13 protein-coding genes are annotated in these 12,552 nt (G+C 53.8%); 4 read left to right on the top strand and 9 right to left on the bottom strand.

Features of this window, described 5'->3' with window-relative positions:
- Positions 1-23: 23 nt before the first annotated feature.
- From purC to dapA, 3 genes are all read right to left on the bottom strand, one after another.
- Complete coding sequence (gene purC / locus FN082_RS15645) at positions 24-737, bottom strand: phosphoribosylaminoimidazolesuccinocarboxamide synthase (RefSeq protein WP_139536741.1); 714 nt, start codon at positions 735-737, stop codon at positions 24-26.
- 108 nt (positions 738-845) lie between these two features.
- Positions 846-1,880: an outer membrane protein assembly factor BamC gene (gene bamC / locus FN082_RS15640; RefSeq protein WP_139536742.1), complete on the bottom strand. Its 1,035-nt coding sequence runs from the start codon at positions 1,878-1,880 to the stop codon at positions 846-848.
- 16 nt (positions 1,881-1,896) lie between these two features.
- The gene (gene dapA, locus FN082_RS15635) at positions 1,897-2,775 is read right to left on the bottom strand and encodes a 4-hydroxy-tetrahydrodipicolinate synthase (RefSeq protein WP_004104419.1); all 879 of its coding nucleotides are present in this window, start codon (positions 2,773-2,775) and stop codon (positions 1,897-1,899) included.
- 153 nt (positions 2,776-2,928) lie between these two features.
- Between dapA and FN082_RS15630 the strand changes: the two genes are divergently transcribed.
- Positions 2,929-3,498: a glycine cleavage system transcriptional repressor gene (locus tag FN082_RS15630; RefSeq protein WP_185932121.1), complete on the top strand. Its 570-nt coding sequence runs from the start codon at positions 2,929-2,931 to the stop codon at positions 3,496-3,498.
- 3 nt (positions 3,499-3,501) lie between these two features.
- Entirely contained in the window at positions 3,502-3,972 is a 471-nt protein-coding gene (gene bcp / locus FN082_RS15625) for a thioredoxin-dependent thiol peroxidase (RefSeq protein WP_139536744.1), read from the top strand.
- A 77-nt stretch (positions 3,973-4,049) separates the two neighbouring features.
- Here the strand turns inward: bcp and FN082_RS15620 are convergent, their stop codons facing one another.
- Entirely contained in the window at positions 4,050-5,117 is a 1,068-nt protein-coding gene (locus FN082_RS15620) for an AI-2E family transporter (protein WP_139536745.1), read from the bottom strand.
- A gap of 229 nt (positions 5,118-5,346) precedes the next feature.
- Between FN082_RS15620 and bepA the strand changes: the two genes are divergently transcribed.
- Positions 5,347-6,810 carry a beta-barrel assembly-enhancing protease gene (gene bepA / locus FN082_RS15615; protein WP_139536746.1) on the top strand — a complete coding sequence of 488 codons (1,464 nt, stop codon included), beginning with the start codon at positions 5,347-5,349 and terminating at the stop codon, positions 6,808-6,810.
- Positions 6,811-6,819: 9 nt separating this feature from the next.
- Complete coding sequence (gene arsC, locus FN082_RS15610; protein ID WP_139536747.1) at positions 6,820-7,179, top strand: arsenate reductase (glutaredoxin); 360 nt, start codon at positions 6,820-6,822, stop codon at positions 7,177-7,179.
- Between the two features lie 27 nt (positions 7,180-7,206).
- On the opposite strand, the gene FN082_RS15605 is transcribed toward arsC, so the two are convergent.
- From FN082_RS15605 to bglK, 5 genes are all read right to left on the bottom strand, one after another.
- The gene (locus FN082_RS15605) at positions 7,207-7,908 is read right to left on the bottom strand and encodes a DnaA inactivator Hda (protein ID WP_213799324.1); all 702 of its coding nucleotides are present in this window, start codon (positions 7,906-7,908) and stop codon (positions 7,207-7,209) included.
- Positions 7,909-8,003: 95 nt separating this feature from the next.
- Positions 8,004-9,293 carry a uracil permease gene (gene uraA / locus FN082_RS15600; RefSeq protein ID WP_139536748.1) on the bottom strand — a complete coding sequence of 430 codons (1,290 nt, stop codon included), beginning with the start codon at positions 9,291-9,293 and terminating at the stop codon, positions 8,004-8,006.
- Positions 9,294-9,388: 95 nt separating this feature from the next.
- The gene (upp, locus tag FN082_RS15595; protein ID WP_139536749.1) at positions 9,389-10,015 is read right to left on the bottom strand and encodes a uracil phosphoribosyltransferase; all 627 of its coding nucleotides are present in this window, start codon (positions 10,013-10,015) and stop codon (positions 9,389-9,391) included.
- A 182-nt stretch (positions 10,016-10,197) separates the two neighbouring features.
- Entirely contained in the window at positions 10,198-11,628 is a 1,431-nt protein-coding gene (locus tag FN082_RS15590) for a 6-phospho-beta-glucosidase (protein WP_142981896.1), read from the bottom strand.
- A 9-nt stretch (positions 11,629-11,637) separates the two neighbouring features.
- On the bottom strand, positions 11,638-12,531 hold the full coding sequence (gene bglK, locus FN082_RS15585; protein ID WP_139536751.1) for a beta-glucoside kinase BglK: 894 nt from the start codon (positions 12,529-12,531) through the stop codon (positions 11,638-11,640).
- Between the last annotated feature and the right edge of the window lie 21 nt (positions 12,532-12,552).

The following is a 12,552-nucleotide window of genomic DNA, read 5'->3' as shown; positions in this document are numbered from 1 at the left end:
GGTCTTCCTCTGGCGTCGGGAGATTAGTCGAGCTTAACGCCCAGGCGATGAGCCACTTCTTCGTAGGCTTCAATCAGGCCGCCGAGGCTCTGACGGAAGCGGTCTTTATCCATTTTATCCATGGTCTTTTTGTCCCACAGGCGGCTACCATCCGGTGAGAATTCATCACCCAGCACCACTTCACCTTTGAACAGACCGAACTCCAGCTTGAAGTCCACCAGGATCAGACCGGCATCGTCGAACAGCTTTTTCAGCACGTCGTTAGCTTTGTAGGTCAGTTCCTGCATGCGCGCCAGGTTCTCTTTGCTCACCCAGCCAAAAGTTTCGCAGTAGGATTCATTGACCATAGGATCATGCATGGCGTCGTTTTTCAGGAACAGGTCAAACAGCGGCGGGTTCAGCTCGATGCCTTCTTCGATCCCTAAGCGTTTCACCAGCGAACCGGCAGCGCGGTTACGCACAACACACTCCACCGGCACCATATCCAGTTTTTTCACCAGACACTCGGTATCGGACAACAGAGCTTCCATCTGGGTTGGGATACCCGCTTCCGCCAGTTTGCTCATAATGAAATGGTTGAACTTGTTGTTCACCATGCCTTTACGATCGAACTGCTCAATGCGAGCACCGTCACCTGCTGACGTATCGTTACGGAATTCGAGTACCAGCAGATCCGGGTTTTCGGTGCTGTAAACGGTCTTCGCTTTACCACGATACAACTCAGCTAGCTTTTGCATCTTTGTCACTCCAGTGATGATTAACGATAAAAATTTGTGCTTTTTTGCTGACGCACACGTTTGCGTCACTATACATTAAAAAGGGCCGGATTGCTCCAGCCCTGTTTATTACTTACTTAATGCGGCCTGGAATACGGCAACCAGGGCATCATTTTGCGACTGCGTCAGAGTATGACCTTTCGGGTCGATAAACTGCAGACTGCTGCGGTTATCGAGGTCTCCGACCTGCAGTTTATAATCACCGGATACCAGCTGCGGGTCACGCGCGCCCAGATCGGTCCAGCCGCTGTCGGATAGCGGTTTGTAGGTCACAGAGAAGCTGCCCTGAGAACGGGAGCTATCGGTTACCTTCATGCCCACTTTTTCCAGCGCGCCCGGCAGGCGTTGCCACACCAGGTTAAACGGTGCGCGAACGACCAGCATCGGCAGGCCGGTATCATCGGCACCGCTCTGCACGTCGAAGGTTGCACCGGCATTTTTCTGCGCGGCGTTCTGCGCAGTGGTCGCGTTCAGATCCAAGCCTTCGGAAATGACGTTCAGCATAGCGGTACTGTAGCGCTGCAGCGAAGCCGGATCGGCAACCGGTTTACCCGCCTGCTCCAGATTCACCAGCTTCACAACCACCGCCTGCTGATAGCCCTGCTGTTTAACTGAGATTTGATAGCGACCACGGTACTGCTGGTCTTCATCGAGGCGATTCCATTCGACCCAGTCGGTATTCAGCGTCTGGCTGGCATCATCGCGTTTCGCGATAGTGTAGTTTTTCGACTGCACGATGCTTGCCACCTGCGCCCACAGCGAACCGCTGCGGCCATTTTCCACCATCAACGTCGCGGTATCACCATTGAACTGAGTGCGCGCGCCGCTGACCAGCGCCAGAGGCTGAGCCGGTGGACGAATGTCCAGGCCTTTACCTGTGTTGCCGGTGCTGGTCGCAACCGGAATATTATAATCACCCACCTGAACCGGCAGGATCATCCCTGCTGGCGCGTGAAGTTCACTAAGCGGCGTAGCCTGCAAATAGGCCTCGTCGCCGCTCACCTGACGCTTATAGCGCGAGTCAGAACTACAGGCCGCGAGGAGTAGAACCAGCGAAACACCCGCAACCTTCGCCAGGCGCGACTTCTGTACTGAGTAAGCCATCAAATCTCCCTAAACTTTACAGCAAACCGGCATGCTTCAGCGCTGCGGTCACGACCTTGGTACCGTTTTCGGTAATCGGGGTCATCGGCAGGCGTAGCGTATCGGTCGCCACAAGACCCAACGCCTTACAGGCCCATTTGACCGGGATAGGGTTGGGTTCGACAAATAATTTGGTATGCAATGGCATCAGACGCTGGTTAATCGCACGAGCTTCGGCAAATTGACCTGCTAGCGCCAGTCGGCACATCTCGGCCATTTCGCGCGCCGCAACGTTTGTTGTTACGGAGATCACGCCATGACCGCCAAGCTGCATAAAGTCCATTCCGGTCGCGTCATCGCCGCTCAGCAGAATAAAGTCATCTGAAACCAGCTCTTTGATCTGATGAACGCGGCTTAAGTTCCCTGTAGCTTCCTTAATACCGATAATATTTTTGATTTCCGCCAGACGGCCGACGGTTTCAGGGAGCATATCGCAACCGGTACGGGACGGCACATTATACAGAATTTGCGGCAGGTCAGTATGTTCTGCGATAGCTTTAAAGTGTTGGAACAGCCCTTCTTGCGTCGGACGGTTGTAATACGGTGTTACCGTCAGGCAACCCACCACGCCGCTATCGTTAAACCGCTTGGTCAGGCTAATTGCCTCTGCGGTTGCATTAGCACCAGTACCAGCAATGACCGGGATACGCCCGTCGGCCAGTTCCAGCGTCTGCATAACCACGTCACCATGCTCTTCATGGCTCAATGTTGCGGACTCTCCGGTAGTACCTACCGAAACGATCGCCGAGGTTCCGTTGGCGACATGGTAATCAATCAGTTTTTTCAGGCTTGACCGGCAGACGTTGCCGTTTTCATCCATTGGCGTGACAAGCGCTACAATACTTCCCGTAAACATGGGCCATCCTCAGAGCATAAGTGGGACAAGATTCTCAATGTTACGTTTGGTGCCGCAATAAAAGCAAGAGACCCGATGCCATCAGGGATGTTGTATGCCGGTTTTTTTTATGCTTTCCTAACGTTACCTCACCTTTTTAAAGGAAGAACAGGTTTGACAGCCTCATTACAACACTATCTGGTTATTACCGCGTTGGGTGCTGACCGCCCAGGCATCGTGAATACGATCACTCGTCACGTCAGCAGCTGCGGCTGTAATATCGAAGACAGTCGGCTGGCCATGCTTGGTGATGAGTTTACGTTTATCATGCTGCTTTCCGGTACGTGGAATGCAATTAACCTGATTGAATCAACTCTGCCGCTGAAAGGCGCCGAGCTGGATCTGCTTATCGTGATGAAGCGTACGACCGCAAGGCCCCCTCAGGTGATGCAGAATACCGTCTGGGTTCAGGTTGAGGTGCCGGATTCGCCGCATATTATTGAGCGATTTACTGCCCTGTGCGACACGTGGAAAATGAACATCGCCGAGCTGGTTTCCCGCACCCAGCCGGGAACAAACGACGATTCAGCACAGCTTTTTATCCAAATCACCGCCCACAGCCCGACTACGCAAAATGCATCAAATATCGAACAAGCGTTCAAAGCCCTATGTACAGAACTGAATGCACAAGGCAGTATTAACATCGTTAATTATTCACAGCATGATGAACAGGATGGAGTTTGAGTAATGAACCCACTGAAAGCCGGTGATATTGCACCGAAATTTAGCTTACCGGACCAGGACGGCGAGGAAGTAAATTTGACCGACTTCCAGGGACAGCGTGTTCTGGTTTATTTTTATCCGAAAGCCATGACCCCGGGCTGCACCGTACAAGCGTGCGGTTTACGCGATAACATGGACGACCTGAAAAAAGCAGGCGTTGAAGTACTGGGAATCAGTACGGATAAACCAGAAAAACTCTCCCGCTTCGCCGAAAAAGAGTTGCTGAACTTCACCTTGCTGTCTGATGAAGATCATCAGGTATGCGAGCAGTTTGGTATCTGGGGTGAAAAAACATTTATGGGGAAAACCTACGACGGTATTCACCGTATTAGCTTCCTCATCGACGCCGACGGCAAAATCGAACATGTGTTTGATGATTTCAAAACCAGCAATCACCACGACGTGGTGCTGAACTGGCTGAAAGAAAACGCCTGACGCTCAATCAAACGCAAGACGCCGGGTCGTTCTCACATCCCCCGGCGTCTTTTTAAGACATTCCCTTCAGCTTCGCGCTAACTCTCGTCTTCCACAATCAGGCCATCCGGCCAGGCATGGACCACCGCTTTGATGAGCGTCGCCAGCGGGATAGCAAAGAACACGCCCCAGAATCCCCACAGGCCGCCGAAAATCACCACCGACAGAATAATCACCAGCGGGTGCAGGTTAACAGCCTCCGAAAACAACACCGGTACCAGCAGGTTTCCATCGAGCCCCTGAATAATCAGATACACCGCAAACAGGCTCCAGAACTCGGTGCCAGCGCCAAACTGGAACAGCGCCACGCCCACCACCGGAATGGTGACCACAAACGCGCCGATATAGGGGATTAATACCGAGAAACCGACCAGTACCGCCAGCAGCAGGGAGTAATTAAGACCAAACAGGATAAAGCCAATCCACGTCGCCACGCCGACGACGATCATCTCCAGCACCTTACCGCGGATATAGTTAGTAATTTGCTGGTTCATCTCTTTCCACACCTGCCCCGCCAGCCCGCGGTTGCGCGGCAGCACCCGGCGCACGGCGTTAAGCATCTGCTCTTTGTCTTTCAGCAGAAAGAAAACCATCAACGGCACCAATACCAGATAAACTGCCAGAGTCAGCAGCCCGACCAGCGACGCAAGCGAATATTTCACTACCGAATCACCAACGGTTAACATCCGCCCGCGCATATTCTCCGCCATGGCATCGATAATCCCGGCATCCATTAAGGCTGGATAACGACGCGGCACCGTCGCGGCAAAATCAGAAAGTTTATTCAGCATCCCTGGCATATCGCGAATCAGATAAATGCCTTGCTGCCAGGCAACCGGCATCACCACAAATGCCATCAACAGCAGAATGCCAACAAACAGAATCAGAACGACCGAGGTAGCCCAGGTACGTGAAAAACCGATACGCTCCAGTCTGACCGTGGGCCACTCCAGCAGATAAGCCAGAACAATAGACACCAGTAGAGGTGCCAGCAGGCCGCTGAAGAAAAACATAATGCCAAACCCGGCCAGCAAAATGACCAGCAGCGCTATCGCCTCCGGATCGCTGAACCGACGACGGTACCACTGCATTAACATCTGAAGCATAAAACCCTTCCCTGAAGAGCAAAGCTGTAACAATCTCGGGAATTGTATCGAAATGTCACAAAAAAGACTTCGCTTTTTATGGTTAAAACCACAAACATTAATGACCGGGTGAATATGATATTTGCAACGCCGCTAACGACGGCTAAACTCGCTGAACTTGCTTGCGGTCAGGGAACATTACGCCGCACAATCGGTCAAACTGGCACACCTACATTACAGGACAGAGGTTATGTTCAGGCAGTTGAAGAAAACGCTGGTGGCAACCGTTATAGCGTCGCTGACGCTGGGTTCAATATTACCTGCTTTTGCCGATACCGCAGATACCCTGCCGGACATGGGCACCTCCGCAGGAAGCACGCTCTCCATCGGCCAGGAAATGCAGATGGGAGATTACTATGTACGCCAGCTGCGCGGCAGTGCGCCGTTAATCAATGACCCGCTTCTGGTGCAGTATATTAATGGTCTGGGCATGCGCCTGGTCTCGCACGCCAATTCAGTGCGTACTCCGTTCCACTTTTATCTGATAAATAACGATCAAATTAACGCCTTCGCTTTCTTCGGCGGTAACGTTGTGCTGCACTCGGCCCTTTTCCGCTATTCCGATACCGAGAGCGAGCTGGCATCGGTGATGGCGCACGAAATTTCTCACGTTACCCAGCGCCACCTTGCCCGCGCGATGGAAGACCAAAAGCGTAATGCCCCTCTAACCTGGGTAGGAGCGCTGGGTTCTATCCTGCTGGCGATGGCCAGTCCGCAGGCCGGGATGGCTGCGCTGACCGGCACCCTGGCAGGGACTCAACAAGGGATGATTAGCTTTACACGGCAAAACGAAGAAGAGGCCGACCGTATTGGTATTCAGGTCCTTCAGCGTTCAGGCTTCGACCCGCAGGCAATGCCGGCGTTTATGGGTAAGCTGCTTGACGAATCACGCTACTCCACCCGCCCGCCGGAAATGCTGTTGACCCACCCATTGCCGGAAAGTCGCCTGTCCGATGCCCGTAACCGCGCGAACCAGATGCGCCCGGTTGTCGTGCAGTCCTCGGCTGACTTCTATCTGGCAAAAGCCAGGACGTTGGGGATGTATACCTCCGGCGACAATAAGCTGGGCAATGATCTGCTAAGCAGTTGGGAAAAAGGCAATATCCGCGAGCAGCATGCCGCCCAGTATGGCCGCGCCCTGCTGGCGATGGGCAGTAATAATTACGATCTGGCGCGCAAAACGCTACAGCCGCTGCTGAACGCTGAACCGCAAAACGCCTGGTATCTTGACCTGGCGACCGATATCGATCTGGGACAAAACAGAGCGACTGACGCGATTAATCGTCTTAAAAGCGCCCGTGAGGTTCGTACCAATCCGGTGCTGCAGCTTAACCTCGCCAACGCCCTGCTTGAAGGCGGACAGCCGGCGGAAGCCGCGAATATCCTTAACCGCTACACCTTCAATAATAAAGATGACGGCAACGGTTGGGATTTACTGGCGCAGGCGGAAGCCAAACTCGGCAATCGCGATCAGGAGCTGGCGGCCAGAGCGGAAGGCATGGCGCTGGTAGGCAGGCTCGATCAGGCCATCACGCTTCTCAGCAGCGCCAGTTCGCAGGTGAAATTAGGCAGCTTGCAGCAAGCCCGCTACGATGCGCGTATCGACCAGCTGCGCCAGCTGCAGGAACGTTTCAAACCGTACCAGAAAATGTAAGGAGACCTCATGTCCGATACGGTCAAAATCTATCATAACCCTCGCTGCTCCAAGAGTCGCGACACCCTGAGCCTGCTGAAGGCTAACGGTATCGACCCTGAAGTGGTGCTCTATCTGGAAACGCCGCCGGATGCCGCAACGCTGCGCCAGCTGCTGAAGATGTTAGGAATGGCCAGCGCACGCGAATTAATGCGCCAGAAAGAAGATCTCTATAAATCGCTGGATCTCGCCAACCCGCAGCTGAGCGAGGATGCGCTGATCCAGGCGATGATCGAGAATCCAAAGCTGATTGAACGGCCCATTGTCGTCAGCCACGGTGAGGCTCGTATCGGCCGTCCGCCGGAGCAGGTTCTGGAAATCGTTAACTAAGGTGCGGGATCCTCAAGCCGCGGCCTGCTAAAGCTTGAGGATCTCTTTAACAAAAGGAATGGTCAGCTTGCGCTGAGCGGTAATTGAAGCGCGATCGAGCTGATCGAGCGTCATAAATAGCGAACGCATTTCGCGATCCAGACGTTTAAGCAGGAACCGGCAAACATCTTCCGGCATTTCGAAACCACGCAGCCTGGCGCGCAGCTGAAGCGCCTGGAGCTTATCTTCATCCGATAGCGGCTGTAGCTTGTAGATTTGCCCCCAGTCGAGACGCGAAGCCAGATCCGGCAGGCCCAGTTTGAGCTGGCGCGGTGGTCGGTCGCCGGTAATCAGCAGCCGGGTCTTGCCTGATTCAAGGATACGGTTATAGAGATCGAAAATAGCCATTTCCCATAGTTCATCGCCCGCCACGCATTCAATATTATCGATGCACACCAGCGAAAGTTGCTCCATTCCGTCCAGTACTTCAGGAACAAACCACGTCCGTTTATCCAGGGGAACGTAGCCCACCGCATCGCCGCGCTGGGAGAGCTCCGCGCAGGCCGCGTGTAATAGATGGCTACGCCCCGCCCCTTCGCGTGACCAGATATAGATGTATCCGCTATGTTCCTGCCGCAGCACGTTCTGAAGGGCAGCAAGAAGAGAAGGGTTATCACCCGGCCAGAAACTCGCGAAAGTTTCATCATCGGGAAGGTACAGTGGCAAAGAGAGCTGTGCCGGTGCGTTCAGATGGACCTCAACATAGGCTTGCAGAAAAACGCGAAGAGTTTAACACAGAAATACATAAGGAGAGAACCGGGCAGGATCGCTGCCCGGCCCAGGGATCAATGTTTTGCTTCTTCGCTGTCTGCCGCGTCAAGGACAACCTCTTCCGGACGCAGGACGCTGATCAGTTTGAAGATCAAGCTCAGGCAGATACCGACGATGGTCGCCAGGGCCATACCTTTCAATTCTGCCGCACCAATATGCACCTTTGCGCCGCTGACGCCGATGATCAGGATAACTGAAGTCAGAATCAGGTTCTGCGCCTTGTTATAATCAACTTTTGATTCAATCAGTACGCGAATACCTGATGCACCGATCACGCCGTAAAGCAGCAGAGAGACGCCGCCCATCACCGGCAGCGGGATAATCTGGATAGCCGCCGCCAGCTTGCCAACACAGGAGAGCAGAATCGCGATGATCGCCGCCCCGCCGATAACCCAGGTGCTGTAAACGCGGGTAATCGCCATCACGCCAATATTCTCACCGTAGGTGGTATTCGGCGTTGAGCCAAAGAAGCCGGAGATCACTGTAGACAGGCCGTTGGCAAACATTGAGCGATGCAGACCCGGATCGCGGATCAGATCTTTTTTGACAATATTGGCCGTCACCACCAGGTGCCCAACGTGCTCAGCGATCACCACCAGCGCCGCGGGCAGAATAGTGAAAATGGCGAACCATTCAAAACGCGGCGTATAGAAGGTCGGCAGCGCGAACCAATGCGCCTCGGCGATGGGCGTGGTATCAACAACCCCCATCACGAAGGAAAGCGCGTAACCGACCAGCACGCCGATTAAAATCGGGATAATTGCCAGGAAACCGCGGAACAGCACGGAACCGAAGACCGTCACCGCCAGCGTTACCATCGAAATAATGATGGTTTTGCTGTCCGGCGATTGCCCGTCAGCAGGCAGCAGACCGGCCATATTCGCCGCGACGCCCGCCAGCTCCAGACCGATAACCGCAACAATCGCGCCCATCGCCGCCGGAGGGAACATCACATCCAGCCAGCCGGTACCGGCTTTTTTAACAATAAAGGAGACGATGCAGAACAGCACGCCGCACATAATAAAGCCGCCGAGAGCGACTTCGTAGCCCAACGGTAGCAGAAGGAGCACCGGGGAGATAAACGCAAAGCTCGATCCTAAATAAGCCGGAATTTTACCTTTGCAGATGAAAAGATATAACAGCGTTCCGATGCCGTTAAACAGCAGTACCGTGGCCGGGTTGATATGAAACAGAACGGGCACCAGTACGGTTGCGCCAAACATGGCGAACAGATGTTGCAAACTAAGCGGGATTGTCTGTAAAAGCGGCGGTCTTTCACTGACCCCGATAGCACGGCGCGTCATGGCATTTTCCTCTGAGAGTCGTTTATTGGTTGCTGTTGGTGTGTTTTATTCAAAAAAAAGCCGACTATCAAAGTCGGCTTTTTTTACTTCATCATTTATTTCGTACCAAAAATCTTATCGCCGGCATCGCCGAGCCCCGGAATAATGTATCCGTGCTCGTTAAGCCCCTGGTCAATTGACGCGGTGTACATTTCCACATCCGGATGCGCTTTCTCCAGCGCGGCGATACCTTCCGGCGCGGCGACCAGAACCAGCACCTTAATGCTGGTGCAGCCCGCTTTTTTCAGCAGGTCGATGGTCGCGATCATTGAGCCGCCGGTTGCCAGCATTGGGTCAACCACCAGAGCCATACGTTCGTCGATATTGGACACCAGTTTCTGGAAGTAAGGTACTGGCTCCAGGGTTTCTTCGTTACGGTAAATGCCCACAACGCTGATGCGCGCGCTTGGCACGTGCTCAAGGACGCCTTCCATCATACCCAGACCCGCGCGCAGAATCGGCACCACGGTAATTTTCTTACCTTTGATCTGCTCAACTTCTACCGGGCCGTTCCAGCCTTCAATGGTGACTTTCTCGGTCGCCAGGTCGGCCGTGGCTTCATAAGTCAGTAAGCTGCCCACTTCTGAGGCGAGTTCACGGAAGCGTTTGGTGCTGATGTCGTGCTCGCGCATCAGGCCCAGCTTGTGTTTGACGAGTGGGTGTTTCACTTCCACAATCTTCATTCTCTTTCTCCTCTGAGGGGCAGCCACAAAAAAAATCGCCGGATTATACCGCTTTTTTCCTTTTGCGCCATAGCCGATATGTTTGACCGCGATCAACCAAAATGATTTACGCTGCCTGAGCCAGTATAAGACAAAATAAAAAAACCCCGCTAAAGCGGGGCTGGGCGTGGCTTTGCGGCGATTTATAGCTTTTCGCCGTTGCTGCCGATAACCTGCTGATACCAGGCAAAAGATTTCTTGCGGCTGCGCGCCAGCGTGCCGTTGCCCTCGTTGTCTTTATCCACATAGATAAAGCCATAGCGTTTTTTCATCTCACCGGTACCCGCGGAGACCAGGTCAATACAACCCCACGGGGTATAGCCCATCAGGTCCACACCATCCTCAACGACCGCTTTTTTCATCTCGGCGATGTGGGCTGAGAGATAGTCGATACGATACTGGTCATCTACCGATCCGTCTGCTTCACGCACGTCGATAGCGCCGAAGCCGTTCTCAACAATAAACAGCGGCAGCTGATAGTGATCCCAGAACCAGTTCAGGGAGTAGCGCAGCCCGACCGGGTCAATCTGCCAGCCCCAGTCAGACTTCTGTACGTAAGGGTTAGAGACCAGGCTGGTGGTTTCATCATAATCCAGCTGCGGGTTATCCTCAGTTGCTTTGGTGGCGAACGACATATAGTAGCTAAAGCCAATATAGTCGACGCAGCCCTGAGTCAGCGCCACCCGGTCCTCATCGGTAATATCCAGCGCAAAACCGCGACGTTCGAAGTAGTTCAACAGATGCTGTGGGTATTTACCGCGCACGTGAACATCGGTGAACCAATAGCGGCGATGCATGGCGTTCATCGCCATCATCATGTCGTTTGGCGCACAGCTCAGCGGGTAAATCGGGCACATAGCGATCATGCAGCCAATCTGCAATGACGGATTGATTTCACGAGCAGCTTTAACCGCCAGCGCGCTGGCGACCAGCTCATAGTGCGCCGCTTGATACATAATCGGTTCGCGGTCTTCACCCGGCAGATACTTCAGCCCGGAGTTGGTGAACGGCGCAAAATCTTCGTGGAAGTTAGCCTGGTTATTGATCTCATTAAAGGTCATCCAGTACTTCACCTTATGCTGATAGCGGGTAAACACCACCTGCGCAAAGCGAACGAAGAAATCAATCAGTTTACGGTTACGCCAACCGCCGTACTCCGTCACCAGATGATAGGGCATTTCGAAGTGGGAAAGCGTAATCACCGGCTCAATGCCGTGCTTGTGGCACTCATCGAACAGGTCGTCGTAAAACTGCAGCCCGGCTTCGTTAGGTTCCAGCTCATCCCCCTGCGGGAAAATACGCGTCCAGGCAATAGAAGTGCGGAAGCATTTGAAGCCCATTTCGGCAAACAGCTGAATGTCGTCTTTATAGCGATGGTAGAAATCAATCGCCTCGTGATTCGGGTAGTTTTTTCCGGGCAGCACGCCGTCGGTGATTTCGCGCGGTACGCCATGCGCGCCTGCGGTCATGACGTCGGCAACGCTTACGCCTTTACCACCCTCTTTCCAGCCGCCTTCCAGCTGATGCGCCGCAACCGCACCGCCCCACAGAAAACCTTCTTTAAATCCAGACATGTTCTCTCCCTATGCGCAGTCGCTGCTATGCGACCGATATTGCTGATTGAAATGGTAAACGGCCCCTACCAGCCCGGCATCGTTGCCGTGGCTGACGGTGTCGATATATTCCGCAATGCCAAACCAGGCCAGATGCTCGCGCAGCAGCGCCAGGAAGCCCGGTCGTTCCACAATCCCGCCGCCGATCAAAATCGTCTGTGGGTCGAATAAGTTGACGAGGTTGTAAAGCCCGGTACCGAGACCGTTAAAAAATTCGGAAACCAGACGCCGACAGATGGCATCGCCCGCATCATAGCGGTCAAAAATTTCTTCACCGGTCACTTCATCCAGCGTTTTACCGATATGTTCAGCATAGCGATGACGCAGAACGCGCAGCGTGCAGTTTTCATTCATTGAGTAACGCCGCACATCCCGGGTGCCGGGGCGAGCCGTTTGCATATAGCCGAATTCACCCGCGCGGAAGCGAGCACCGTGGACCAACTGGTTATTACAGAAAATCGCCCCGCCGATACCGGTGCCGATGGTCAGCACCAGAAAGTTGGCCATTTCAGCGGCTTTTCCCTGCCAGCGTTCAGCCAGCAGCACACAGTTGGCATCATTCTCAATGGCGACGGGCAGTCCAACCTGCTCTTCGAGCCAACTCTTGATGGCGAAGTTATCAAATTTCCGGATGGCGCCGCCCATTTCGATAAAGCCGGTGTGCGGGTTAACATAGCCGGGAGCGCTGATTGCGACGCCTTCGCATTCAGGATGAGCGGCGATCCACGCCAGCATCGCCTGCTGGATCTGGTCGCCATTGCTATCGATGATGGTCTGCTTTCCTTTATCCAGTAGAGCGCCTTCACACGTCATTACGCCCATTTTTAACGCCGTGCCACCGATATCAAATGCGGCAATTTTCATCCTCAACTTCCCTCCTGAATC

This window comes from Klebsiella spallanzanii, assembly GCF_902158555.1.
Classification (GTDB): Bacteria; Pseudomonadota; Gammaproteobacteria; order Enterobacterales; family Enterobacteriaceae; genus Klebsiella; species Klebsiella spallanzanii.
This window is presented reverse-complemented; position numbering and strand designations above follow the sequence as displayed.